The organism is Petrotoga olearia DSM 13574, from assembly GCF_002895525.1.
Lineage (GTDB): Bacteria > Thermotogota > Thermotogae > Petrotogales > Petrotogaceae > Petrotoga > Petrotoga olearia.
The window spans coordinates 35,890-61,301 of sequence record NZ_AZRL01000012.1 but is presented as its reverse complement, the minus strand read 5'-3'; the positions used below and the strand labels follow the sequence as shown (position 1 = coordinate 61,301).

Below are 25,412 nucleotides of genomic sequence, written 5' to 3'. Positions count from 1 at the left end.
AAGAGGAGGCCACGCTATGTTAAATTTTGAATTTGTAAGTCCTACACGAATAATCTTCGGGAAAAAAGCCGAAGAAAAAGTTGGCTTAGAGGTAAAAAAGTATTCCAATAAGATTTTATTTCACTATGGGCAAGGAAGTATTAAAAAAACAGGTTTGTATGATAGAGTGGTAAAATCTTTAAAAAATGCAGAGGTTGAGCTTGTTGAATTGGGTGGTGTTCAACCGAATCCCAGATTAAGTTTGGTAAGAAAGGGTATTGAAATATGTAAAAAAGAAAATATTAATTTTATACTTGCTGTGGGTGGAGGAAGTGTAATAGATTCCGCAAAGGCTATAGCAGCAGGAATGAAGTATGATGGAGATGTATGGGAATTGTACGAAGGGAAAGGGGCTTTGAAAGAAGCGCTTCCCGTTGGTGTCATTCTAACCATACCTGCTGCTGGTAGCGAAGCTAGTATGGGATCGGTTATTACAAATGAAGAAGGATGGTATAAAAGAGCAATAAATTACGATGTTTTAAGACCAGTTTTTGCAATAATGAATCCTGAACTAACTTATACCCTACCACCTTTTCAAACAGCTGTTGGAACGGTGGATATGTTAACCCATGTAATGGAAAGGTACTTCACCAATACCCAACATGTTGAATTAACCGATAGGTTGAGCGAAGCCACTATGAGAACTATAATTCACAACGCACCTTTAGCCATTAAAGACCCTTACAATTACGACGTAAGAGCTGAAATTATGTGGGCTGGTACCGTTGCACATAACGGTTTGTTAGGAACCGGAAGGGAAGAAGACTGGGCAACTCATGATATAGAACATGAAGTGAGTGGCATTTACGACGTTGCCCACGGAGCGGGTTTGGCTGTTTTATTCCCTGCTTGGATGAAATATGTTTATAGGCACGACTTAAACAGATTTGCAAGGTATGCTGTAAATGTTTGGAACGTCGAAGCTGATTTCTTCAACTTAGAAAAAACCGCTTTAGAGGGGATTAATAGGCTTGAGAAATATTACAAAGAGGATTTAAAATTACCGATAACTTTGAAGGAATTGAAAGTTCCCGATGACAGATTCGAAGAAATGGCAGAAAAGGCAACGGAAAGAGGACCTTTGGGTAATTTTGTGAAACTTTACAAGGAAGATGTTCTAAATATCTTAAAATTAGCTAGGTAAAAAAGGGCTTTATGCCCTTTTTCCATTTTTAGGGATATTCTTCTTCTTTTTATTACTTTTCAATGTTCACAAGTCGTAATCTGTTTATCAAAATTTTTGGTTAATTCTTTAAAAAGCGATAGAAATTTTTGGTTTTCTTCTTTGGTTCCAACGGTTACTCGAATTTTATTTTCTAAAGTGCCGGTGTATCTTCTCAAAAGTATTTTTTTTTCTAAAAAGTAGTTGTAAACAGCTTTGGCAGTTAAGCCTTCTATTTTATCAAAATCCAATAGTATAAAATTAGCATCACTTTTTAAGGCGACTCGTCCAAGCTCTTTTGAAAGCTTATTTCTTTCTTCGATGATGTAATCAATTTTCTCTAAAATAAGATGGTAATTTTCTATTATGGTATCTACCATCTTTTCGGTTAATACGTTAAAACTATAGGGGGATTTTATTTTCATTATTTGTTTAACTACTTCTTCATTAGCTATTAAGATACCTGCCCTAATACCTGCCAATCCAAACGCTTTGGAAAATGTTTTTAATAGTATAAAATTTGGGTAGTCTTTTAAATATTGTAACATGCTTGTTTTTGAAAAATCTGCATATGCTTCGTCAACAATTACAGGGACTCCTGTTTTTAAAGCTTTTAAGATCTCTTTTTGGGGTTGCAAGTTTCCTGTAGGATTGTTTGGCGAGCAGATAAATATCATACTTGTTTGATCATCTATGGATTTATCCAGGTCTTTTATTTCGTAATCGCTATTCAAAGGAATTTTTTTTACTGAAAATCCATTGAGTGCAGAATAAAATTCGTACATTTCAAATGTAGGTGGGCAAACTATTACATTGTTTCCAGAAAAGATTTTAACCAAGTAAGATATCATTTCATCACTGCCATTTCCTACAACTATGTTGTTCATGTTAAGATCTATATTATATTTTGAAAAATATGAGTTTAAAAAAGTCGCTATTTTATCTCTTATGCTATCAGCAGTTAATTCGGGATACCTATTTATGTTTGTTTCTTTTATCTTTTGGAAAAAGATTTTTTTAAGATCTAAGGAAAGATCGAAGGGATTTTCGTTCTTGCTGAGATCTATGAATCCTTCATTGATATTAGTATTAGAAGGTTTGTACTCTTCAAAACTTTCTAAAATTGGGTTGAATTTCAACTTTGCTTACCTCCCTCTGGGGAATGTCTCTTTTTTAATTCTTGAACAACTTCTGCTATATCTATTCCTTCATAGGTTAATAATACCAACAAATGATAAATCATATCAGCGGTTTCGTATATTGTTCTTTCTCTATTTGGAGCAACCAAAACTTCAACCGCTTCTTCTCCGAATTTTTTATAGATTTTTTCCTTTCCCTCGTTAAACAAATAAGTTGTGTAAGATCCTTCTTTTGGGTTCTTTTTCCTATCTTTTATAATTTCTTTTAATTGGTTCAGAAAATCTAGTGAGTAATCTATATTAGATTCAGGTACTTTATCAATCTGTTCGATTTTTCTAAAACAACTTTTCGTTCCTAAGTGACAAGCTGGTCCTGTTTGATCAACCTTTAAGAGCAATGTGTCGTTATCACAATCTACGTACACTTCTTTCAATTTTTGATAGTTCCCGCTTGTTTCTCCTTTCATTCTGATCCTTTCTTTGCTTCTAGAGTAATAATGGACATATCTGGTTTCTAAAGTTTTATTAAGAGCTTCTTTGTTCATATAACCTAAAGTTAATACCTCACCATCAAGGTCTTGAACTATTACAGGTATCAGACCATTGCTTTTTTCCCAATCCAACTTGTCTATTATTTGTTTATAATCTAACATTTATTCCCACCTTCTTCAATTGAATTTTAAGATCCCCTGCACTGTAGATACCAAAATGGAATATGGAAGCAGCAAGAGCAGCATCAGCACCTATTTGAAAAACATCGATAAAATTTCCAACTTCTCCTGCCCCACCTGATGCGATAACAGGGATTTCTACAGCGTCAACTATTTGTTTGGTTAGATTCAAGTCATACCCCTTTTTTACACCATCGGTGTTCATAGAAGTAACCAATAGTTCGCCTGCTCCCAAGTCTTGACACTTTCTAGCCCACTCAACAGCGTCTAAATCCGTTTTTTTACTTCCTCCATGTGTGTAGACATAGTATTTTCCGCTTTCAGCGTCTTTTTTTGCATCTATCGCAACTACTACGTTGGAGCTCCCTATTATTTTTGAACTTTCTTTAATTAAATTTGGATTTTCAACAGCTGCTGTATTTATAAACACTTTATCAGCTCCACATTTTATTATTTCTACCATTTGTTCAACTGTTTTCAATCCACCACCTACGGTGAAAGGAATGAAGAGTTCTTTGGCAATCTCCTCAACAAGATTTTTGAGTATATTACGTTTTTCTTTAGAGGCCGTTATATCTAAGAATACGATCTCATCAACCCCATCTTTTTCATATTTTTTGGCAAGTTGCACTGGATCTCCCGCGTCCTGTATGTTCTCAAATTGTACACCCTTTACAACTCTTCCTTCTTTTATATCCAAGGCTGCCACTATTCTTTTTGTCAACATTATTGTTCACCTCTTAACTCCTCCAGATTGATTTTACCTTCGTAAAGAGCTTTTCCTATTATAGCCCCATCGAAACCTATATTTTCCAATTTTTTTAAATCTTCTTTTTTAGTTACACCTCCTGCATAAATTAACTCCTCATCTTGCCAGAATCTTTTTATGTTTAAAGAAACACCTTCTAAAGTTCCATCCTTGCTTGTGTCTGTATAAATGAATCTTTTGGTGTATTTTTTAAAGATAGAAAAAGCATCTTCTAAGGTAATTTGTGAGTTTTCTAACCAACCTTTTGTTTTTAAAGTTCCGCTCTCAACGTCCAAACTTATGGTTATATTGTTAAAAGCACTGGTGACTTTTTCTAAAAATTCTAAGTTAAAGGCTGCCGTACCTATGATCACATAAGTAACACCTATTTCGTAGGCATTTTTTATGCTGTCAAAAGTTCTTAATCCTCCACCCAGTTCAACTTTCAACCCGGTTTTTTTGATTATTTGTTTTACAACATCTAAGTTTTTTACAGAGCCTTCAAAGGCACCATCTAAGTCAACAATATGAATCAGATCGACATATTTTGAAAATTCTCTGGCTATTTCTATGGGATCTCCATATTCTTTTATTTCATTTTTGCTACCTTTAAAGAGTCTTACAGCTTTTTTATTCATCAAGTCTATTGCGGGTATTATTTTTATGTTGTTGATAGATTTCACCTCATTATACTTTTTTAAAATTTTCTAATAATTTAATTCCTTTTTCACCTGATTTTTCAGGGTGGAACTGTACTCCGAATACGTTTTCTTTTTGTATGCTCGATGCGAACCTACAAATTTTTTCTCTGCTTTCATATTTAGTGCATGAAATTATGTATTTTTCTTCCGTTGTAACGTAATAAGAATGTACAAAATAGAAGAAGCTTCCATTTTCTATACCTCGAAAAATCAGAGAATCTTTTGTAAATTCAACACTGTTCCAACCTATGTGAGGTACTTTCATGCTTTTAAACTTAACCACTTTACCAGGTAAATAAGAAAGTCCTTTGCCTTCATCTTCTTCGCTACTTTCAAATAACAGTTGCATCCCTAAACAGATACCTAAAAAAGGTTTGTTTTTGTCGATATGTTCCAAGATATAATCTTTTAGAGGTAATATATTGTTTGAAACTATTCCGAAAGAACCTACCCCGGGTAGTATGATTTTATCCGCTGTTGTTATGTCATTTATTTCATTGCTAATAATGCCTCCGACAGCTTTTTGGACATTCGAAAAGTTACCAACCCCTCCATTTAATATGACTATTTTCTGCACATGTACCACCTCTATAATTTGTAAACCTTGTTTGTACTTTCATGTTTGTCACTTACTTCAAGGGCAGTTTTTAAAGCACTTCCCAAAGCCTTGAAAGAAGCTTCAATTATATGATGAGCGTTTTCACCGTTTATTTGCTTAATATGGATAGTTGATTGTAAATACCTTGATAACCCTAGAACTAATTCTTTGAAATTGCCTAATTCAAAACCTTTTTCAGTATCTTTGATGTTGATATCTATGTTTGCATAGGATCTTGAAATATCAACAGAAACGACTATAAGGGCGTCGTCCATTGGTAAGATGGCGGTTCCGAACCTTTTTATGTTTTTACCTTCCACTTCATTTCTTAAAAATTGGCCAATAGTTATTCCCATATCTTCCCATAAATGGTGACTTAGATCGAACTTTGCCTTGATGATTACATTTTTTTCCATGTAGTAAAACAGGGTTTTCAATAAATGGTTTAGAACAAGATCTCCAGTATCAACAAATAATTCCGTAGAGTAATTGATTTCTATGTCCGTTTCGTTAGTTTTTCTTCTCATTTCCTCACCTCCATAGACTTTTTGTGTTGGTACATACCTTCGATTTCAGCCATTCTTATGCCTAAGTATCTCTCTTTTAGTAGCTCTTCTTTACTCACTTTTGCGATGGATATTTTCTTTGTAAAATCTGATAGGTTCAACACCGATGAGAAACGTGATGCACCACCCGTTGGCAGTACATGGTTAACTCCTAAGAAATAATCCGCTGCGGGTACAGGTGTGTAATCTCCCAAATAAATAGCTCCGGCATTTTGTATTAGAGGTAATACTGATTCAGGATCTTTTGTCATTATTTCTAAATGTTCGGGTGCTATTTCATTAGTTTTATTTGCACAATCTTCCATACTTTTGAAAAGATATCTCTCTATCCCCTTTCTTTCACAATATTCATATAATTCTTTAGAAGTAGTGACCAAGAAAGATCTAGATTCATAACCATGTTCAAGTTGGGAGAGTAAATCGTTTAGAATGTATTCTGGTTTTGCTGTCTCATCTGCTATCACACAGATTTCTGATGGCCCTGCCAAACTGTCTATTCCAACTTCTCCAAACACCTGTCGTTTTGCTTCATTCACATATTGATTTCCAGGACCAAATATTTTATCTACTTTCTTCATACCGATGCCGTATGTCATAGCAGCTATAGCCTGAATTCCACCAATTTTGTAAACTTCTTTTATTCCTAATTTTTTTGCTATATAGATAATATAAGGGTTTATTACCCCATCTTTTGGAGAGGAAGTGATTAACATTTCTTTTACACCTGCAATTGTAGCTGGAATAGCTACCATCAACAAACTCGAAGGTAAGGGTTTACCTCCTGGAACATAGATACCTATCCTGTTTATAGGTCTATTAATTAGTCCATAAGTTGAGTTGTATTCATTGGAATACAAAATATCCTCTGTTTTTTGTTTTATATGGTAATTTTCTAACCTTTGAATTGTTCTTTCTATTACTTCTTTATCTTGCGTTGGAATTTCTTCGTCGATATCCCATTCTTCAACTTTTAATTTTATATCTCCATCGTAATTATCGAATTGTTTTGAATACTTTTTTACTGCAGGCATTCCGTTGTTTTTTATGTCCTCCAATATCTGTGAAACATAGCTCTGTAATTCCATTATTTTTCCCTCCCTTGATTTTTTTATGCTGTCTTTAAAACTTTGAAATTTGTCTTAATTCACATTTTCCTCGTTTTTATATTTCTTTGCTTTATTTATTAAATCGTTTATAAAATCGAACTTTGTTTTTTGGGTTATCCGATTTACCAAGAGAACTGCAGAAATATCCATGATCTTATATGCCTCTTTTAAATTGTTTGCTTTTATAGTGTTGCCCGTATCAACAATATCTACTATGGCATCAGCTATGCCGGTTTTTGCTGCCAATTCTACAGCTCCATTTAATTTGAGTATTTTAACTTTTAAACCTTTTTCATAAAAAAAGTTTTTCGCTATCTCGGGATATTTGGTTGCTATTTTGTATCCTTCCATCTCTTGAAAAGAAGTTTCTCTGTTTTCGGGTAAAATGATACTCATTCTACATTTACCAAAAGGTAATTCTAATGGTATATAAACTTCGTTGCTCCTTTCAAGGGCAACATCACTGCCACATATCCCAATATCTACCCCATTTTCTACGTATACAGGTACATCTAAAGCTCTGGGAAAATAAAAGGTATAACCATTTTCATAAGATATAAGTTCTCTGTTGGCAGGTTCTTTAACATTAATACCTATCTTTTTTAGAAAGTCTTTACTGTCTTTCAGTAATCTTCCTGATGGCAATGCTGTTGATATCGTTGTCATCTCATCATCTCTCCTATAATATCCAAATTTAAAGCTATTCCACACGAATATTTGCCGTTTATCTTGTATTGACCACCGTTACCTAAAAGGTAACCATTATCTGGTGAATAGATTTCAAATACAACATCCTCATAGTAATTCATATATTTAATTGTTCCAAGATCTATATATAATCTTGGGTCATTAAGATTCTTAATTATGGTGTTTAGTTTTGGAATATTTGTTTCTTTTCCTCTATAATTGAAAAGAGTGGCTATAGATACTTTTATCTCTTCGTCCAATGGAAGATTTTCAATGATCTCAAAATTTCTTAGTTCCACAGCCCTTAAAATTCGGTCTCTGTATTGTGGGACTGTGTTTAAAATCCGCTCCCAACTCCTTATTGAACTAACGTCAATAAAAAAGTTTTTAATACCCAAGAATGAAAGAATTTCGATGGTTAAACGCAGAATTTCTTCTTCAATTTGGATTTCTTCCCCATTTAATATTTCAAATCCGAACTGCCAAACACCGGATAAATTTTCATCTAAAACTTCCGAAATGTAAAAGACTTTTTCTTTTTCTTCTACTTTATCCATGTCGATCAACCAAGAAGTCACATCGGGTTTCAAAAGGTAAAAATTTTTTCCATCAGCAAATTTTAACCCTTTTATTAAATTTTCAGAATAGTTTGTTATAGATGGGGGAAACAGCTCGTAAAAATCGTGTTTAATTAGTACACTTCTGATTTTGCTTACAATATTTGATAATTTCTGAGATTCTGCAAAGATATCTTTTTTCATTTTAAACCCCTTTCGTTTATATTTTAAAAATAAAATAACCGGTCACGATTGATCGTGACCGGTTATTTTTAGCCTTGTATGAAGTGATTTATATACAACAACATACATGGCATGTATTAACTCGGTCACGCCATGTATGATGATGAATATTTAAATTAAACAGTGTTTTTGAATTGATGTTCGCCTTAAAATTAGACATAATATTTACCCCGTTTATTACGTATAATTAAATTAACTAACGAAATTTTATCATATTTTTGCAACAATGTCAACGGCTAAGACTTTTCTGAATAAAAAACAAATATTTTTCTTAAATAATAGGATATTTAATGGCAATCCTGTTTATTTTATAAACTACTTTATTCGCGTAATAATCATTTCCACCGCCATTGTACCAACCTAAGGCTTTGTAAGTATCACCATGAGTCTCCATCAAATACTTCAAATAGGCTGTACCAACTAGTATGTTGTACCTTGGATCTACTAAAAGCCTATCTTCGATCCAATCTAAATTTGTTTCAGTATAGTTCAAGCTTTCAAAAAGTTCAGAATATTTGTTTACTACAAACTGTGCAGTTGTTGGCCTGATCTGCATATAACCCACTTCTCCGTAAGGACCAATAATATTTTTGAAATTTGTTTCTGTGTCTATTATTGCTGCGATCATCAACGGAGATATTTCAAAGATTTTTGAGGCCTCCATAATGGATGAAACAAGCAAGTGCAATCTGTCTTGCGACATATCCTTTCCAACTGCAAGTTTGTATTGTGAAGAAATAAAATCGAATAAAACTGTTTTGATCGTTATTTCTTCTTTGACATCCTCTTGACTGTTAACGTTTACATAAGGGGATATAGAGAACATGGTCAGTGAAAATGTTAATAGTATTAAAATAACTGAATATCTTTTTTTATGCATTTTTGTATCACCTCTCTAATGAACCCCCACAATCCCTTCAACTTTTCTTCATTACATAAACACCGTAAGGTGAAAGTTCAACATAACCTTGGGCAGTTTCGTTGTTTCCAATAGACAATATTTCTTCTCCATTTTCAAGCAAAACGGAGCATTTGGAAGATTTTAGGTTATAATAAGCTATAAATTCATTTAATTGACTATAACACCTTAATTTTACCATATTTTGGTCAAAATTCAAAATCTCAATTCGTGCATCATCGATCCAGGGGTTAGACTTTCTAAATCGAATCAAATCTTTTATGGTGTTTAAAATAGAATTTTTTTGGTTTATCTGTTCTTCGACAGATTCACCTGAATATGGAGGGTTGAATTTATAGCCTTTCCATTCTGTTTGACCAGGTCCAAAACCATTTTCATACCAGTGAAATGGTTCTTGACTGTCTTCTGTAAAATTAACATCTTGCGGAATACCTTTCATTCCTGTTTCTTCACCATAATAGATAAAAGGAATGCCAGGAAGTGTGTAAAGAATTGAAAAACCCAATTTTACTTTCTTTTCATCTTTTAAGTCAGACAGAATTCTTGTCATATCGTGATTAGTTAAGAAATTACCTGATATTGATAGAACCTTACCATTTGGTAGATACTCTTTCATACATTTTTTCAATGTTTTTACGAAGTCTTCAGGGGACTCGTTTTTTATCGTCATCTTTAAATCCTCTGCAAGTGGGAAGTTAAAGCCTATATCGAATATTCCTTCGTACTTTCTTACAATTTCCGGTGCATCCCATACCTCACTTATAACTAAGGCATCTTTTTTTATCGATCTTATATAGCTAACCATATCTTTCCAGAATTCAATATTTTTTTCATGTTGGTAATGGAACCTCATCTTTTCAAGGTCAAAATCAAAAATGTGTTTTGCTGCGTCCAATCTAAAACCATCAAAACCATTGTCTAACCAAAATTTAAAAATTCTTTTTATCTCTTCCCATAATTCTTTGCTTTCAAAATTAAGGTCAGGTGATGCAGGACCGAAAATGCCGTAAAAATATTTGTCACCTATCTTTTGCCAGATTTTACTTTCGTCCCAATGTCTTTTTTCTTCTAAATCAGCCTTTTCGTTGGCCCAAATAAACCAATTTTTGTATGGCTCTTCTCCCCTAAGTGCACGTTGAAACCATTCTGATGTAACTGCCACGTGATTAATAGGAAGATCAAGGATAAATTTGATACCTTTCTTGTGTCCCTCCTCTAATGCCTCTCTTAAATCTTTTAGATCCCCATAAACAGGATTAACCTCGAAAAAATTGGATACTGTATAACCGTGAAAGGCTGGAGATTTCATAATTGGTAGCAGCCAGACATGATCTATTCCCAAATCACACAGGTAATCTAATTTTTGTTTTAATCCCTGTAAATCTCCAAGACCGTCGCCATTTGAATCGTAAAAAGAGCGTAAATACAATTCATAAAAAGTCATTTGTTTTCCCCCTTTTCATTCATTTGTTTTTTTCAATCGCTTCAATAAATGCTTTGAAGATAGGATGCGGATCTCCAACTTTTGTTTTAAATTCCGGATGGTATTGAATACCGATATAAAAAGGATGAGAACTCAGTTCAATAGCTTCAACGAAATCCGTAACGGCGGATATAGAAAGTTTATTAGGAACATTTTTTCCTTTTTCAAACATATCCTCGAACTCTTTGTAATTGACTTCATAACGGTGTCGGTGCCTTTCAAAGATAGAATTTTTTTCGCCATAGATTTTGTGAAGTTTCGTGTTGGGAAGTATTTCAATATTTTGAGCCCCTAGTCTCATTGTGCCGCCCAAATTAAGCAACTTTTTTTGTTCTTCCATCAAATCAATAACAGGATAAGGAGTATTTTCATCAAATTCTGTGGAATTAGCTTCTTTGTAGCCGAAAACATTTCTGGCATACTCAATGACCATTAGTTGCATACCCAGACAAATCCCTAGAAGAGGAACATTATTTTCACGAGCATACTTTATAGCTTTTATTTTTCCTTCTATTCCTCTTGCTCCAAATCCACCTGGGATAATTATACCTTCATATTTACTTAAAAGTATTTTGATTTCCTCTTCGCTCATTTCTTCTAGCTCTTCAGAGTTGATTAGATCAGGCCTTTTAGTGCCGTTTAAAAAAACACTTTCCATTATGCTCTTGTAGGCATCATCGGTACCTAAATACTTGCAAATCATAGCAATTTTTAGGTTCTTAAATGTTTTGGGACATTTCCAACTTAATTCCTCTACTTCTTTTGATATTTCCAAATTCAATTTACTTGAAATAAGCGTATGAATATTTTTTTCATAAAGAATTTGAGGAACTTCATAAATGTTGGCTAAATCCGGAAGGTTGACAACATAATCTAAAGGAACGCCTCCAAACAAAGCTACTTTTTCAAGGCTGGAAAGGTCTATCTCTTTTTCCGTTCTTACCAAAAGCATATCTGGTTGGATTCCTATCCTTCTTAAAAGTTGAATGGATTGTTGAGTTGGCTTAGTTTTAAACTCGTTGGTAACATGTAAGTAGGGAACAAAGGTTACATGTATAAACATAAAATTTTCTCGACCTTTCTCGAAAGATAGCTCTCTTACAGCCTCTAAAAATATTTCACCTTCAATATCGCCAACAGTACCCCCTATTTCAATGAGCAAGACTTCTGTGTCTATCTCTTCGATCCTTTCTTTTACCCTTTCAGTAACGTGAGGCACCATCTGAACGGTAGCTCCTAAATACTTTCCTTCTCTTTCTTTTTCGATAACATATTTATACACTTGACCTGCTGTCATATTGTTGAAACTCTTCATTTCTATCCCTAAAAATCTCTCATAATGGCCCAAATCAAGATCCGCTTCGTAGCCATCTTCTGTTACAAAAACTTCTCCATGTTGGTTGGGGTTCATAGTTCCAGCATCTACATTCAGATAAGGATCTATTTTCAATGAATTAACGGTTAATCCAAGCTCTTTTAAAAGCCGTCCTATTGAAGCAGAAACAACTCCTTTTCCTATACCGCTGAGTACCCCTCCGGTTACTATAATGTATTTTTTAGCCATTATTTTATTTCACCTCTTTTTTAAGAAAAAATTACCATATTTTAAAAAACAAGGGGGAGCGAAAGCTCCCCTCTTTTTATGATTGAATCAATCCTCATCGTCAATATTCAATTTTTCAGTTAATAAATTAACCGCAGTTTCAACGGTTTTGATTTTTTCTAACTCTTCATCCTCTATTGTTACCCCGAATTCGGATTCAAAAGCCATGGTTAAATCCACTAACTCTAAAGAATCCGCATCTAAATCATCGGTAAATGAGGCATCCAACGTAACTTCGTCCTCGTCGACACTCAATGTATCTACGATTATTTCTTTTACTTTTTCGAACAACTCATCCTTTGTCATATTTTTTTACCTCCTTAGCCATTATTTATCATTTTCCGAACGTTGGTCATTGATAAAATTCGTGTCAATTATAATGAGTTATTTTGGTTTTGTCAAGTTTCTTATTTTCATAAAAGTAAAATATTTATGAAATTTCTCTTTTTTATGAGCTAACCAATATTTTTACGGATATTTATTATGATCTAATCTGTTTTTCAAAATAAACACTTTAGAAATAAGAAGATTTTCAAAAATCAGATTCTGATTTTAAAAGGGTTACAGGGTGGAGCCCTCCATCACCCATCAGGGTGGGCTGCTGGGCGAAGGGGAGCTAAATCAGAATGTATACAACTTAGAATGATGGAGGTATTTTAAAAATTTTTTGATTCTGGGAATATGGATTAAAGAAGGTTTCAGAGTTTCCAAAGATAGTATTTTAAAAGAAAATGAGGTTATTATGGTATAATTATATATATAATTATACGGATTGAAGCGAAGAGGAGATTACATTGAAATATGAAAATGAGAGAAAGTATAGAATACCCGATAAATATATATTTAAAAAGTTAGTCTCACTTGCCTTTGATGAATGGCTTATACTTCAATGGTACGATAAAAATGGTTTGAGAACGCGGTTAGAGATTAAAAAGGGAGAAAAAGTGTGGACTTCAAATTTTAAAAAGGAAATAACAAAGGGATTAAGAGAAGAGGAAGAAGACTTTCTAAACGAAAAAGAAATCGACTTTGATAATTTAAAAAGTCAAAGGATGGTAATGAAAAAAAGATATCTTTTAAATAAAGACCCGGAAATAGTAGTAGACGAGTTGTTGAACCCTGATAATTGTATAAGATACAAAAAGGAATTTTCGAAGATTATGTATCTTCTAGAAATAGAAGAAAAGGAAAAGAAGGTTGATTTAACGAAGTTCTTGATGGATTTTTTAGGCGACATTTTTCGGAGATTGGAAGACTTAACTTATTTAGATGGATACAACAATTCCGACTTTGCAGGGGAACATGAATGTGATTTAAACAAAATTGTTGGGATGTGAAAAATCAAAATGGGAAAATTAATTCTAGTTGGCACACCCATAGGTAACTTTGAAGATATTTCTTTAAGAGCCTTAAAAACTTTGAAAGAAGCTGACTTGATACTCACGGAGGATAAAAGGGTTACCTTGAAATTGATAAACCACTTTGAACTTGGCAAAAAAGAGTTATTCACTTTCAACGAGGCAAACTCAGAAAAGATTATGGACACAGTTCTATCTTTGATCGAAAGTCATAATATAACAGCCTTAGTGTCAGATGCGGGGATGCCTGTTTTAGCGGATCCGGGCTTTAACTTGGTACAAAGATGTTGGGAAAAAGGTATTCCTATAGACGTGGTGCCAGGCCCTTCTGCGTTGACTTCTGCTTTAGCTGTGAGTGGATTTCCTGCTTCTAAGTTTTTATTCTTAGGTTTTTTACCTCGAGATAAAAAATTGAGAAGACTTTTGAGAGAGATAAAAGAGTTTGAATATCCAATAGTTTTTTTTGAATCTCCAAATAGAATAATAAAGACCTTACAAGAGATTTTGGATAATTTTGGAGATATAGAAGTGTTTGTTGCGAGAGAGATTACGAAGCTTTACCAAGAATTTTTTAAAGGGAAAATTTCTGAAGGGATAAAATTTTTTGAGTCCAAAGATCAAGTGAAAGGAGAGCTGACCGTTGTTATTTCCCCAGCAAGAAGAATTTAAGTTTGAAAGCATACAAGAGTTGATAGAATATTTGAACAGTATATTCACCAGTTCTCCTCTTTACAGGCAAGAAATCGAGGTTATCGGAGATGTCACTCATGCAAAATACAGTAAAAGAGGGGACCTCTACATTGAACTTTCTCAAAGAGTGAGAAGTTCAAATTATTCTATAACTATAATTTTCAGTCAATCTACTGTTCCATATGTATTTGAACATTGTAGTGTTGATAACGAAAAAGAGCTCCTAAATAAAAGGTGGAAGTTTCAGGGTATTGTTAACTTTTGGAAAAGAGAAGCTAAGTATGTAGTATCTGGTTCATCAATAATACCTTTAGGCGCTTCTGAAATAGAAAAGAAAAAAAAAGAAATATTGGAAAAGTTGGAAAAGAGCAATCTTCTAAGAAAAGTGGAACATGAACTAATAGAACTTGATCCAATAAAAAAGATAGCCGTTATTACTTCACCAACCGCCGCAGGTTTTGGTGATTTTCAAAAAAACATTAATCATTCTAAGTTCATTCCTATTGTACACTTATATCCCGCTCCTATGCAAGGTGCAGAAACGGTACCTGGGATCAAAAAAGCATTGTTTGCTATTTTAAAGTCGGGAATCGATTATGATGTGGTCGTTATAATCAGGGGAGGCGGTTCAAAAAGCGACCTGATGTATTTTGATGATTTTGAGCTTGGTTCTCTTATAGCAAAGTTTAACCGAAAGATTCCTGTTCTTACAGGGATAGGGCATGAACAAGATTCTACAATACCTGATTTTGTTAGTTGGAAAAACTATTCAACACCTACGGAAGTATCAAGAGATATAGTCAATCAAATTAACTATTTTACAGATAATCTAGAAACCCTAGAAAAAAATATAACCTATTCTTTTACCAATGTTTATTACCAAATGGAGAACTTACTCTCTTTCAATACAATTAACAACATTAAATATTACCTTAGTAGGGAATTAATTAATTTGTTCAGAACTTTGGACGAGGATCATCTTAATATTACTAGAAAAGTTAACCAAATGATTGAAAGTAGTGAAAAATCAATATCTCTCAACAAGTTGGACTATATTCAAAGATTCATAGAATATAGCATCAAAACTTACAACCAGAACATAATAAGTACAACGAATGAAATTGTTTCTGAGTTGAAAAGCAAGTTCGAAATATCAGAAAGAATTTTATTTAGTACTTTTCAAGAACTTACTAAATCAAGTCCTTTTGCTGCGTTTTTAAATAACGGAGTTTTGGTAAAAAAAGGTGAAGAAATCATAGATAGTGTGGAAAAACTACAGAGGAAAGATGAGGTTAAATTAATATTTAAAGATGGTGAAGCTGATTCGAATATCGAGAATATCAAAAAATGGTGATAATTTTTGCAGCGTTGTGCAAAATAGCTCTTTTATAATAAATTTTGATTTTGGGGTTCTTAAGGGGTTTACCTTTTGCTGTTTTGTGCAAAAGAATTATTATAAAAGAAAATTAGGTTTTGGGGGTTCTTAAGGGGAACACCCCTTAACGAATGAAAGAGGAGGATAAAGATGGAAGAAATAATTAAACTGAGTCAAGAAGAAATTAAAAAGCTGAGCTTCAAAGAACAATTAAAACTCTTGGAACGTATCAACGATTACTTTCAAAATGAAAAGCAAGACGAATTGGACGTCGAAAATGCCCTTGAAATTTATAAAAAAGCTTTAGATATACTTACCTATGCAAGAGAAAAATTAGTCAATTTAAAGGAAGAAAAAGCACAAATTGATGAGAAATATGAAAAGATAAAAAGCCAATTAAGCGAGTCAACTAGCATTGATTAATGATAATTTAAACAAAAAATAATATTTGTTGTGTATAATTCAAATGCTAAAAAACATTTAAAAGAGGAAGCTGAATAATAATGTTTATATCGGTTGGAAAAGGTGTTTTTGTGCCTACGGAGAGAATCCATTCCGTTGTCCCTGATTCATTCGTTCAGTTTGGTAAAATAAAAAAGATTTACCAAGGAATTGATGTATTAACTCAATTTGAAAATGAAGCTGAGTTAGAAAATTCTCCACCTCCTTTGAATGCCTCTGTTAGTTTGATTGATGCTTCATATGGCAAGGCGGTCAAATCGATTATTTACATGGATAGTGGCCAAATAGTGTTAACTGCGCTTGAATCAAAAAAAATTATAGAAAAGATCAAGAAAGGAAGGCGATAAATTATGGCTATACCTATGCCGGTAGTTATAGAAACGGAAGGAAGATACGAAAGAGCTTACGATATCTATTCTAGATTGTTGAAAGATAGAATAGTTTTTTTAGGGACACCAATAAATGATGATGTAGCTAATGTAATAATTGCCCAGTTACTCTTCCTGGAATCTCAAGATCCAGACAAAGACATATTTTTATACATAAACTCTCCTGGAGGTTCTGTAACAGCAGGATTAGGAATATACGACACGATGCAGTACGTTAAACCTGATATTTCAACTATATGTATAGGTCAGGCTGCCTCTATGGGAGCGGTACTATTAGCGGCTGGTGCAAAAGGTAAAAGGTATTCTCTACCTTATTCAAGAATAATGATACACCAACCTTGGGGTGGTGCCGAAGGGTCAGCGATTGATATACAAATACATGCCAGAGAGATTTTAAGAATAAAAGAAGATTTAAATAACATACTTAGCAAACACAGCGGACAACCTTTAGAAAAGATAGAAAAAGATACCGATAGGGACTTTTTTATGAATGCGCAAGAAGCTTTAAACTATGGTCTCATAGATAAAGTAATAACAACAAAGAGTGAAGCCACTAAAGAAAACAACAAAAAATAATCAAGTGTAGATTAAACAAATTCAACCGAATTTTATTAACAATTCAAATAAAAGAAGGCGCCAGAAACGAAGCGTCCTTCTTTTGCTTGAGGGTAGATACATGTGGAATAAACTAATTTTCAAAAACAAGATTTCGATTTTAAAAGAGTTACAGAGTGTCCAAGAATGCTGGGAGGATCATTTATGAATAATTTAACTCCGATGATAAAGCAATATCTAAAGATAAAAGAAGAATATAAAGATTCTATTTTACTTTTTAGACTCGGAGATTTTTATGAAACTTTTTTTGAAGATGCCAAAAAAGTCAGTGAAATATTGCAAATTGTCTTAACGAAAAGAAACGGTCATCCTATGGCAGGCATTCCTTACCATGCATTAAATAACTATTTGAAAAGGCTTTTAGATGCCGGGTATAAAGTGGCTATATGTGAACAAATGGAGGATCCTCAAAGCTCAAAAGGTATAGTCGATAGAAAAGTAACCAGAATACTGACGCCTGGTACCATCATAGACGAAGGTATGTTGGAAGAAACTAACAGATTTACCGCCTTGATCACCAACAATGGGAATTTGTTTAAAATAGCCATTTTTGATTTTTCAACGGGTGACTTTTATTTAGACTCATTTGATTTCAAAGAAGGCGAACTATTAGACTTCATCTCTTCTTTTGGTTTGGTACAGATTTTGCTATCTAAGGAGCTTGAACACCTATCAAAAAAGATAAAAAATTTAGCCAATCAGATATATGTAGAAATCTTGGATGAATGGTACTTTTCAAACAATTTTAAAGACCATTTGAAAGAAACGTACGAAGTTTTAAGTCTTGATCATTTGGATTACGATGATGAAGAATTAAAAGTAGCCGACGCTGTTTTAAAGTACTTAGAAGTCACACAATTTTCAAAAATCAAACACATGAAACTTCCAAAACGTTTTAAGACAAAAAACTACATGTTTTTAGATTCCAACACTATAGAGAATCTTGGGATTCTTCCTACAAATTCAAACAAAGGAAAAACTCTTTACGACATTCTAAAATTCACAAAAACCAGTATGGGGAATAGAAAATTAAGAGAGTTCATCCTTACTCCTCTCACTGATAAAGAAAAAATAGAAGAAAGGCTAAACAAAGTCCAATACTTAGTTGAAGATCCTCTTTTGTTAGAAGAACTAAAAGAATATTTGTCATCTGTAAAAGATCTCGAAAGGATCTCATCTAGGATTTCTTTGATGAAGGCAACTCCAAAAGATCTCATAGCATTAAAAGATTCTTTGGAAGTTATTCCCTATATACTCGAATCTTTAACTTCGAATCCAGGGTTGACCAATTTTTTTGATGGTATAGATGTCCTTAGAGAAGTTAAAGAGTTTATCGAAAATACCATCATAGAAGAACCTGCAATTGCTCCTGGAAACGGAAAAGTAATTAAGGAAGGTGTTTCAGAAGAGTTAGATGAATACAGAAACATATTTCATAACTTAGATAGCGTTTTGAAAGGTATTGAAAAGAGGGAGAAGGAAAAAACTAAGATTAACACTTTGAAAGTTGGAAGGAATAAGATTTACGGTTTCTATATAGAAGTTTCGAAATCGCAATCTTCTAAAGTTCCCGATGATTACGTGAGAAAGCAAACGTTGGTTAATACGGAAAGATACACAATAAAAGAATTGGAAGAAGTCGAACAGCGCTTAGCAGTATCAGAAGAAAAAATAAAGGCCATTGAAAAAGATATTTACGATAAGGTATTAACGCATCTAAGTCAATATGTGGATAAAATAGAAAAACTTTCCGATAAGATCGCTGAATTGGATGTTTTTAGATCTTTTGCAGAGGTTAGCAGAGTTTACAATTATAAAAGGCCCACTTTTGTGCAAAACTCCAAAGAAATCAAAATAATCAACGCAAGACATCCGGTGGTGGAAAGATTTGTTGATGACTTTACTCCTAACGACTTATATTTAAGCGAAGACAAGTTTTATATAATTTTGACAGGTCCTAATATGAGCGGAAAATCAACTTTCATAAGGCAAATAGGACTTATAAGTGTAATGGCACAAATAGGTTGCTTCGTTCCAGCTGAAACGGCAGAAATCCCTATTTATGACGGTATATTCACTAGAATCGGTGCAAGGGATGATATAGTTAGCGGGAAATCAACTTTTTTAGTCGAGATGCTAGAGGTTTCGACTATAATGAATAAAGCAACGGATAACAGCCTTGTGCTCCTTGATGAAGTGGGTAGAGGAACTAGTACGTTAGACGGTATTTCTGTTGCATGGGCAATCTCAGAATATTTATTTCAAGTTAAAAGATGCAATACAATCTTCGCTACACATTATACTGAGTTAACTTACATGTCACATATATACGAAGAAGTTGTTGCCAAAAGAATAAAGGTTGTAGAAACTATGGATGGCGTTATATTTTTACACAAAATTGAAGATGGCATCAGTGACAACAGTTATGGTATAGAAATAGCAAGATTGGCGGGATTTCCTATCGAAATAATTGAAAGATCAAAAGAAATATTGGCTCAATTGTCAAATAGAGTGGACTTGGAAAGTAGATTAAAGAGAATAAAAAATATTAATAAGAAAAAATATGAATCACATGAAAATCAGTTAAAAATGTTTTAATTTATGATATAATAAAAAATAGGTAAATATTAATCCTAAGGAGGGAAAAACGATGGCTTTGAATGAGGAAAATGATTTTGGAGAAATTAGTATTTCAGAAAATGTATTAAAAGATTTAGTTTTCAAAAGTGTAGAAGGTTACATGAAAGAACAAAAGGTCTATAACGAGAAAATTCAAAAAGATTTGCAAAAAAGTATAAAGATTACAATTAACGACGATTCAAGCGTTAGTGTTTCGTTAAAGGTACCGGCTAAATATGGCGAAAACATCGTTGAATTTTCTAAAAATATTCAAAAAGCTGTTAAAGATGATCTTGAAAGAATTGCAGAGGTCTATATCTCAAACATTGACGTATCCATCGAAAACCTTGTAAAGCCCGAAGAGTTAGAAGAGTACGAAGAAATAGAAGAAGAAACCTTGGAAAATGAAGAAATCCCTGAAAAAGAAGAAATCCCTGAAAGTGAAGAAAAGGAGGATGAAGAGAAAAAGGAAAAGAATGAATGAAAACATATCAAAAAAAAGGATGATGAGAAAGTTAATTTTTGAAAGCCTTTTCCAACTATCAGTAAAGGATGTGAAGTTGGAAGATATATTATTCACTTTTGAAAAATTAAACGAAAGGGTACGATTAGAAGAAAGTTATTATTTAGAGGCTAAACAATACATTGAAGATATTTATAAAAATAAAAATGAGTATGATGAGTTGATTAAAAAATATTCAATTGATTGGTCAATAGAAAGGATAGGAAACATCGAAAAAACAGTGATGAGGATTTTTATCTACGAACTAATAAACAAAAAAGATATACCCATCAAAGTAATATTAAATGAATCAACGGAGTTAACCAAAACTTATGCGACACAAAAAGCCGCTGCTTTTGTTAACGGTATTATGGATAAGATTGCACGTTCGCAAGCATCGATTATGTAGAGTCACAAAAATCGAAAGGGGGAAGTATAGATTTTGAGTAACTAAAAATCTATATAAAATGTATGGCATCACCAAATACTCCTCTGTATAAAGCATTTAAGAACATGAGCTACAAGGAATTAGAAGAAATAGCTCAAGAGATTCGAAAGTATATTTTCAACGTAGTATACAATAGCAATGGCCATCTTGCCTCAAATTTGGGTGTTGTGGAATTAACTATTGCATTGTACAGGATATTTGATCCACTAGAAGATGTTATTATTTGGGATACCAGTCATCAATCTTACGTGCATAAACTGTTGACAGGTCGTTGGAAAGATTTCAAGACTATACGTGAAAAAGGCGGATTAAGTGGTTACACAAATATCTACGAATCACAAGCGGATAGATTCGGAGCTGGGCATGCAGGGACTTCTATAGCAGCTTCCCTAGGTTATGCCCTATCTGATAAAATAAAAAATAGGAAAAGAAATATAGTGGCAGTTATTGGAGATGGAGCCTTAGGTTGCGGAATGGCTCTTGAATCGTTAAATCAATTGAACTATCAAGATGTAAAAGTTAAAATAGTTCTAAACGATAACAACATGGCTATTTCAAAAAATGTAGGAACGATTTCCCAATTATTGAATAACCTTAGAATAAAAAAAGAATATACTCAAGCAAAAGAGATTTTAAAGAGTTCTTTGGAAGATTCTTCCCTAGGTAAAGATGTAGAATCAGTTTTAAAGAAAGTCAGAAACGCTTTAAAATACTCGATATACGATACACCCGCATCATTATTTGAAGAGTTGGGAATCAAATATTATGGACCTGTCGATGGACATGATATCAAAAAAATGGAAGAATTTTTGGAGTTCATTAAAGTTTATGATGAGAAGTCTGTGATACTGCATGTTGTCACCACTAAAGGTAAAGGGTTCGAAGAAACAGAAAAATCTCCGACTAAATTTCATGGTGTATCAAAAAAAGAACCAGACAAAGTTTCTTATAGTAAAATTGTCGGGTATACGTTATCCCACTTAAAAGATTTTGAATTTTTAGCTTTTACGGGAGCCATGACCGATGGAACGGGATTAAATATACTTCAAGAAATATGTCCTGACAAAGTAATTGATATGGGTATCACGGAACCAAGTATAGTTACTACGGCGTCTGCTCTATCTTTAGGTGGAGTTTTGCCTGTTGTTGATATTTACTCAACTTTCATGCAAAGGGCATTTGATTCACTTATTCATGATGTTGCCTTACAAAAGACACCGGTTCTATTTTTGTTAGATAGAGCGGGTTTGGTTGGAGAAGATGGTCCTACCCACCATGGAGCTTTTGACATCTCATATACAAGGTTAATTCCAAATGTAGAAATATGGACCCCATTGAACGCACAAGATTTAGCTAATATGATTTATACTTCTGTAATAAAAGGATTGAAAAAACCTAGATTTATTAGATTTCCAAGAGATGGAGAAAAAGTTGAAATACAAAATATACTCGACAATCTTCAAATAGTAGATGGGGAATGGAAATTTCTAAAAATGGCTGATTCTGCGTTATACGCTCTTGCTGTTGGAACTATCTCTCAAAATGTTTATGAAGCACTGAAAGATTATAACATTAATATAATCGGAGTACGAAGCGTCAAACCTTTAAATGAATATTTTTTGGAACTTTTGGAACAAAAAGCTGAATATATTTTTGTTTATGAAGAGGGGAGTTTGAAAGGTGGTTTCAACGAAGAGATATTCAAACTGAGAGATAAAAAAATTTATTCCTTTGGTGTGAAAGATGAGTTTGTTTCTCATGCCACAAGAGAAGAACAACTAGAAGAATGCGGTCTTTCAATAAAAACTATAAGGGATAACTTTGAAAAAATCGTCTCCAAGGTTAAAATACAACCATCTTAAAAAAAAGGGAGAGTAAAAAATGATAAAAAATAAATTTTTTTTAGCACTTACCATATTCTTTATCATAACTAGCGTTACATACGCTTTTGAGTTATTATTGACCCCTTCTTATTCCTACACGCTTAATTCAACAGGTGATACAAGCATTCAACAAAGTTTAGATTACACCGGTGGAAGGATTTCTTTTTTAATTCCAACCCAAGATAGTGAAGAAATCTCCTATGGCCCTTATGTAGGATTTTTTTACAATTACGAATTATTAGATAGTTCACAAAATATAGAAGATGTTGGAATTTCTTTAGGGTTGAATATGAAATATACAACCAATATAATTGGCAATTTAAATTTTTTGGTATCCGCCTATGGAGGCGTTCACACGGAAGACTATTTTCAAAATTTTAAAACAGAAATACTTATTAATGGAGGTATCAGCTACAACAATTTATCTCTGTCTGTTGGTTACGAGACCCGGTACTACGAAGAAGAAAGCCTAACCGTTAATTATCTACCAATCTCGTTGGGAGTGAGTTTTAAATTTTAGAAAAAACCTACAAGGATTTGGAAATCCAAAAAATATTAAATTTAATTTCAACCTATAGTCATACCGATTATGGGAAAGAGTATTTTTTAAAAAATGTAAAAATGTACAAAGATCTAACAGAATTAGACCGAGAAGTGAACATTTCTCGAGTTTTTTTTGATATGGCGATTAAAGGTACATTAAAAGATTTGTATGGTTTAAGTTATATCCCTTCGATAATGGAAAAGATCAGCAACAAGGAAAGTATCGAAGGTAAAGAATTCAGAAAGATTGGAGAGTTTTTGGACGACGGTTATGCCATTCACAAACATTACAGCGGTATAAATGATTTGCTCACTGATAAGTTATCAGATTACAAACCTCTGCTTGAATTAAAGGATCAGATCTTTAAAGTTTTTACTTCTGAAGGAGAAATTAAAGATAACGCCTCAATCGAATTAAAAAGAATAAGAAACGGTATAAACACAGTAAAACATCAATTAAATGTAGAATTCAACAAGATAAAAAGCAAGTATATTAAATACCTTTCTTTAGACCAGCCTGTGGAAAGAAATGGAAGGTTATGTATAGCGTTAAAAAGTGAAAATAGAAATGTTATAAAAGGTATTACCGTAGGAAGATCCGATTCCGGTGCTACTTTGTTTGTAGAGCCAGATACCATTATAGAACTGAATGAAAATCTTACAGATTTATATTCACAAGAAAAGAACGAAATCAATAGAATACTCTCAAATTTGACTTTTGAACTTCAAAAAAACAAATTTAAAATAGAAAAAAACATAGAATTGATGGAATATATAGATGCCAATATAGCAAAAGCTAGATACGCCAAAGAGATGAATGGAGTATTCATTCTGCCCCACACAACTAAAAAGATACTCCTCAAAGAACTTAAGCACCCATTAATACCAAAAGAAAAAATAGTCCCCATAGATGTTGAGCTCGATAGAAACGGGATGATAATAACGGGACCTAACACTGGGGGTAAAACGGTTTCTCTGAAATCAATTGGATTAGCCTTTTTTATGGCTCATTCCGCTTTACCAGTATTAGCTTTAAATGCTGAAATGCCTTTTATAGAAGAAATTTATACGGATATGGGGGACCAACAAGATATATCTCAAAACCTAAGCACTTTTTCAGCACATTTGTTGAACTTAAAAAATATACTTGAAAACGTCAATGAAAAATCCATTGTATTGATAGATGAACTAGGAACAGGAACCGATCCGATTGAAGGAGCTGCCTTAAGCAAAGCCATTTTGAAGTACCTGTTGATGAAAGGACCAATAATATTTGCCACTTCACATCTATCTGAAATTAAAACATTCTCTCTGGAAGAAGAAAAATTGCTCGCAGCTTCTATGTCATTCGATATTGAGACACTCAAACCTACATACAAACTAATGATAGGAGTGCCGGGAGCTTCTCATGCAATTGAAATAGCCGAAAGATTGGGGATTGACCCTCAAATAATAGAAGAAAGTAAAATAAATCTCAGCGAGGAATTTTCACAAAGTGAAAAAGTACTCAGTAGATTAACTTCTATACACAAAGAATACGAAGAAAGTATAGAAAGAATCAGGAAGAAAGAAGAAGAGATTGACAACAATAAAAAAGAGTACGAAGAAAAACTGCAAAAATTAAAGAACAAAGAAATAGAAAGTCTCGATCCAGAGTTGTATCAACTTAAAGAACAGATAAAAAATATGAGAAGTCAAATTCAAAACGTATTAAAAGAAATCAAGCAAAACAAAGATCAAATCGATCTACAAGAAATCAGAAAAAAATTAAAAGAATCCGAGAATATGGCCTCAAAACTTGAAGAAATTAAAAATACATTATCTCAAAAACAAAAAGGGCGAAAAATTGAAAGGTCTAAGATAAAGGTTGGAATGAAAGTAAAAACCTCTAATAATATTATGGGGACGGTAAAAAGTGTGACAAACTCAAAGATAACCGTTCAGATTGACGGTTCTCCCATAGAGATAACTTATAATCCAACGGAAATTGAACCTTTAATTAACTCTGATAAAGATAAAAATGAAGAAAAAAGAATTCAAGTTAAAATAGATCAAAAGAAAAATATGAACACTGAATTAGATGTTAGAGGTTATTCAGTAAATGAAGCTATACCAGAAATAGAAAAATTTATTTCTGATTTAATAAGTTCTGGGATAAAAGAAGGAAGAATAATACATGGGAAAGGAACGGGGAAACTAGCTATGGGAATTTGGGATTATCTAAGAAAATCATCTCTAATTAAAGATTTCAAAATCGCCCGAAGTGAAGAAGGGGGAACAGGGGCGACAGTGATAGAAGTCTAAAT

Annotated in this window: 26 protein-coding genes; 13 read left to right on the top strand and 13 right to left on the bottom strand. The window is 33.1% G+C overall.

Annotated features, from left to right (window positions below):
* The first annotated feature begins 16 nt into the window (after positions 1-16).
* A complete protein-coding gene (locus tag X929_RS04315) occupies positions 17-1,183 on the top strand; it encodes an iron-containing alcohol dehydrogenase (RefSeq protein WP_103066814.1) in 1,167 nt (388 codons plus the stop codon).
* A gap of 59 nt (positions 1,184-1,242) precedes the next feature.
* Here X929_RS04315 and hisC read toward each other — a convergent pair whose 3' ends face one another.
* The 13 genes from hisC to acpP all read right to left on the bottom strand — a co-directional run bounded on the left by hisC (position 1,243) and on the right by acpP (position 12,528).
* Positions 1,243-2,340, bottom strand: coding sequence for a histidinol-phosphate transaminase (gene hisC / locus X929_RS04310; RefSeq protein WP_103066813.1), 1,098 nt, complete (start codon positions 2,338-2,340; stop codon positions 1,243-1,245).
* A complete protein-coding gene (gene hisIE / locus X929_RS04305; RefSeq protein ID WP_103066812.1) occupies positions 2,337-2,993 on the bottom strand; it encodes a bifunctional phosphoribosyl-AMP cyclohydrolase/phosphoribosyl-ATP diphosphatase HisIE in 657 nt (218 codons plus the stop codon). The genes hisC and hisIE overlap by 4 nt, the downstream gene beginning before the upstream one ends.
* Positions 2,980-3,738: an imidazole glycerol phosphate synthase subunit HisF gene (hisF, locus tag X929_RS04300; RefSeq protein ID WP_103066811.1), complete on the bottom strand. Its 759-nt coding sequence runs from the start codon at positions 3,736-3,738 to the stop codon at positions 2,980-2,982. The genes hisIE and hisF overlap by 14 nt, the downstream gene beginning before the upstream one ends.
* Positions 3,738-4,442 carry a 1-(5-phosphoribosyl)-5-((5-phosphoribosylamino)methylideneamino)imidazole-4-carboxamide isomerase gene (gene hisA, locus X929_RS04295; protein WP_103066810.1) on the bottom strand — a complete coding sequence of 235 codons (705 nt, stop codon included), beginning with the start codon at positions 4,440-4,442 and terminating at the stop codon, positions 3,738-3,740. The genes hisF and hisA overlap by 1 nt, the downstream gene beginning before the upstream one ends.
* A gap of 4 nt (positions 4,443-4,446) precedes the next feature.
* Positions 4,447-5,037, bottom strand: a complete 591-nt coding sequence (hisH, locus tag X929_RS04290; protein ID WP_103066809.1) for an imidazole glycerol phosphate synthase subunit HisH — start codon at positions 5,035-5,037, stop codon at positions 4,447-4,449.
* Positions 5,038-5,048: 11 nt separating this feature from the next.
* Complete coding sequence (hisB, locus tag X929_RS04285) at positions 5,049-5,585, bottom strand: imidazoleglycerol-phosphate dehydratase HisB (RefSeq protein ID WP_103066808.1); 537 nt, start codon at positions 5,583-5,585, stop codon at positions 5,049-5,051.
* A complete protein-coding gene (hisD, locus tag X929_RS04280) occupies positions 5,582-6,709 on the bottom strand; it encodes a histidinol dehydrogenase (protein ID WP_103066807.1) in 1,128 nt (375 codons plus the stop codon). The genes hisB and hisD overlap by 4 nt, the downstream gene beginning before the upstream one ends.
* 54 nt (positions 6,710-6,763) lie before the next feature.
* Positions 6,764-7,387 (bottom strand): ATP phosphoribosyltransferase, encoded by a 624-nt coding sequence (hisG, locus tag X929_RS04275; RefSeq protein WP_425440345.1) that lies wholly within the window; start codon positions 7,385-7,387, stop codon positions 6,764-6,766.
* 5 nt (positions 7,388-7,392) lie between these two features.
* Positions 7,393-8,178, bottom strand: coding sequence for an ATP phosphoribosyltransferase regulatory subunit (locus X929_RS04270; protein WP_103066805.1), 786 nt, complete (start codon positions 8,176-8,178; stop codon positions 7,393-7,395).
* 310 nt (positions 8,179-8,488) lie between these two features.
* On the bottom strand, positions 8,489-9,097 hold the full coding sequence (locus X929_RS04265; protein ID WP_103066804.1) for a transglycosylase SLT domain-containing protein: 609 nt from the start codon (positions 9,095-9,097) through the stop codon (positions 8,489-8,491).
* A 37-nt stretch (positions 9,098-9,134) separates the two neighbouring features.
* A complete protein-coding gene (locus X929_RS04260) occupies positions 9,135-10,580 on the bottom strand; it encodes an alpha-amylase family glycosyl hydrolase (protein ID WP_103066803.1) in 1,446 nt (481 codons plus the stop codon).
* A gap of 19 nt (positions 10,581-10,599) precedes the next feature.
* Complete coding sequence (locus X929_RS04255; protein WP_103066802.1) at positions 10,600-12,183, bottom strand: CTP synthase; 1,584 nt, start codon at positions 12,181-12,183, stop codon at positions 10,600-10,602.
* A gap of 87 nt (positions 12,184-12,270) precedes the next feature.
* Positions 12,271-12,528: an acyl carrier protein gene (gene acpP / locus X929_RS04250; protein WP_103066801.1), complete on the bottom strand. Its 258-nt coding sequence runs from the start codon at positions 12,526-12,528 to the stop codon at positions 12,271-12,273.
* Positions 12,529-13,016: 488 nt separating this feature from the next.
* On the opposite strand from acpP, the gene X929_RS04245 reads away from it, so the two are divergent.
* From X929_RS04245 to X929_RS04190, 12 genes are all read left to right on the top strand, one after another.
* Positions 13,017-13,559 (top strand): hypothetical protein, encoded by a 543-nt coding sequence (locus tag X929_RS04245; protein ID WP_103066800.1) that lies wholly within the window; start codon positions 13,017-13,019, stop codon positions 13,557-13,559.
* A gap of 9 nt (positions 13,560-13,568) precedes the next feature.
* On the top strand, positions 13,569-14,249 hold the full coding sequence (rsmI, locus tag X929_RS04240) for a 16S rRNA (cytidine(1402)-2'-O)-methyltransferase (RefSeq protein ID WP_103066799.1): 681 nt from the start codon (positions 13,569-13,571) through the stop codon (positions 14,247-14,249).
* Complete coding sequence (gene xseA, locus X929_RS04235) at positions 14,221-15,624, top strand: exodeoxyribonuclease VII large subunit (RefSeq protein ID WP_103066798.1); 1,404 nt, start codon at positions 14,221-14,223, stop codon at positions 15,622-15,624. Before rsmI ends, xseA begins: the two co-directional genes overlap by 29 nt.
* A gap of 171 nt (positions 15,625-15,795) precedes the next feature.
* A complete protein-coding gene (locus X929_RS04230; RefSeq protein ID WP_103066797.1) occupies positions 15,796-16,068 on the top strand; it encodes a hypothetical protein in 273 nt (90 codons plus the stop codon).
* 80 nt (positions 16,069-16,148) lie between these two features.
* Positions 16,149-16,454: a DUF370 domain-containing protein gene (locus X929_RS04225; protein WP_103066796.1), complete on the top strand. Its 306-nt coding sequence runs from the start codon at positions 16,149-16,151 to the stop codon at positions 16,452-16,454.
* A gap of 3 nt (positions 16,455-16,457) precedes the next feature.
* Positions 16,458-17,072, top strand: coding sequence for an ATP-dependent Clp endopeptidase proteolytic subunit ClpP (clpP, locus tag X929_RS04220; RefSeq protein WP_103066795.1), 615 nt, complete (start codon positions 16,458-16,460; stop codon positions 17,070-17,072).
* 183 nt (positions 17,073-17,255) lie between these two features.
* The gene (gene mutS / locus X929_RS04215) at positions 17,256-19,709 is read left to right on the top strand and encodes a DNA mismatch repair protein MutS (protein WP_103066794.1); all 2,454 of its coding nucleotides are present in this window, start codon (positions 17,256-17,258) and stop codon (positions 19,707-19,709) included.
* Positions 19,710-19,761: 52 nt separating this feature from the next.
* Positions 19,762-20,214, top strand: coding sequence for an Asp23/Gls24 family envelope stress response protein (locus X929_RS04210; protein ID WP_121875371.1), 453 nt, complete (start codon positions 19,762-19,764; stop codon positions 20,212-20,214).
* Positions 20,186-20,641, top strand: coding sequence for a transcription antitermination factor NusB (gene nusB / locus X929_RS04205; protein WP_169924959.1), 456 nt, complete (start codon positions 20,186-20,188; stop codon positions 20,639-20,641). The genes X929_RS04210 and nusB overlap by 29 nt, the downstream gene beginning before the upstream one ends.
* Before the next feature lie 62 nt (positions 20,642-20,703).
* Positions 20,704-22,542, top strand: coding sequence for a 1-deoxy-D-xylulose-5-phosphate synthase (gene dxs / locus X929_RS04200; protein ID WP_103066792.1), 1,839 nt, complete (start codon positions 20,704-20,706; stop codon positions 22,540-22,542).
* A gap of 19 nt (positions 22,543-22,561) precedes the next feature.
* On the top strand, positions 22,562-23,083 hold the full coding sequence (locus tag X929_RS04195) for a hypothetical protein (RefSeq protein ID WP_103066791.1): 522 nt from the start codon (positions 22,562-22,564) through the stop codon (positions 23,081-23,083).
* On the top strand, positions 23,077-25,410 hold the full coding sequence (locus X929_RS04190; protein ID WP_121875372.1) for an endonuclease MutS2: 2,334 nt from the start codon (positions 23,077-23,079) through the stop codon (positions 25,408-25,410). Before X929_RS04195 ends, X929_RS04190 begins: the two co-directional genes overlap by 7 nt.
* Positions 25,411-25,412 lie beyond the last annotated feature (2 nt).

What these genes read in the sequence shown, in the direction of transcription:
- hisF (WP_103066811.1), bottom strand. Translation starts at nt 3,738, where the DNA reads ATGTTGACAAAAAGAATAGTGGCAGCCTTGGATATAAAAGAAGGAAGA.
- mutS (WP_103066794.1), top strand. Translation starts at nt 17,256, where the DNA reads ATGAATAATTTAACTCCGATGATAAAGCAATATCTAAAGATAAAAGAA.
- dxs (WP_103066792.1), top strand. Translation starts at nt 20,704, where the DNA reads ATGGCATCACCAAATACTCCTCTGTATAAAGCATTTAAGAACATGAGC.
- hisB (WP_103066808.1), bottom strand. Translation starts at nt 5,585, where the DNA reads ATGAGAAGAAAAACTAACGAAACGGACATAGAAATCAATTACTCTACG.
- X929_RS04195 (WP_103066791.1), top strand. Translation starts at nt 22,562, where the DNA reads ATGATAAAAAATAAATTTTTTTTAGCACTTACCATATTCTTTATCATA.
- X929_RS04315 (WP_103066814.1), top strand. Translation starts at nt 17, where the DNA reads ATGTTAAATTTTGAATTTGTAAGTCCTACACGAATAATCTTCGGGAAA.
- hisD (WP_103066807.1), bottom strand. Translation starts at nt 6,709, where the DNA reads ATGGAATTACAGAGCTATGTTTCACAGATATTGGAGGACATAAAAAAC.
- acpP (WP_103066801.1), bottom strand. Translation starts at nt 12,528, where the DNA reads ATGACAAAGGATGAGTTGTTCGAAAAAGTAAAAGAAATAATCGTAGAT.
- X929_RS04260 (WP_103066803.1), bottom strand. Translation starts at nt 10,580, where the DNA reads ATGACTTTTTATGAATTGTATTTACGCTCTTTTTACGATTCAAATGGC.
- clpP (WP_103066795.1), top strand. Translation starts at nt 16,458, where the DNA reads ATGGCTATACCTATGCCGGTAGTTATAGAAACGGAAGGAAGATACGAA.
- X929_RS04210 (WP_121875371.1), top strand. Translation starts at nt 19,762, where the DNA reads ATGGCTTTGAATGAGGAAAATGATTTTGGAGAAATTAGTATTTCAGAA.
- X929_RS04230 (WP_103066797.1), top strand. Translation starts at nt 15,796, where the DNA reads ATGGAAGAAATAATTAAACTGAGTCAAGAAGAAATTAAAAAGCTGAGC.
- rsmI (WP_103066799.1), top strand. Translation starts at nt 13,569, where the DNA reads ATGGGAAAATTAATTCTAGTTGGCACACCCATAGGTAACTTTGAAGAT.
- X929_RS04255 (WP_103066802.1), bottom strand. Translation starts at nt 12,183, where the DNA reads ATGGCTAAAAAATACATTATAGTAACCGGAGGGGTACTCAGCGGTATA.
- X929_RS04225 (WP_103066796.1), top strand. Translation starts at nt 16,149, where the DNA reads ATGTTTATATCGGTTGGAAAAGGTGTTTTTGTGCCTACGGAGAGAATC.
- X929_RS04270 (WP_103066805.1), bottom strand. Translation starts at nt 8,178, where the DNA reads ATGAAAAAAGATATCTTTGCAGAATCTCAGAAATTATCAAATATTGTA.
- hisIE (WP_103066812.1), bottom strand. Translation starts at nt 2,993, where the DNA reads ATGTTAGATTATAAACAAATAATAGACAAGTTGGATTGGGAAAAAAGC.
- X929_RS04265 (WP_103066804.1), bottom strand. Translation starts at nt 9,097, where the DNA reads ATGCATAAAAAAAGATATTCAGTTATTTTAATACTATTAACATTTTCA.
- nusB (WP_169924959.1), top strand. Translation starts at nt 20,186, where the DNA reads ATGAAGAGAAAAAGGAAAAGAATGAATGAAAACATATCAAAAAAAAGG.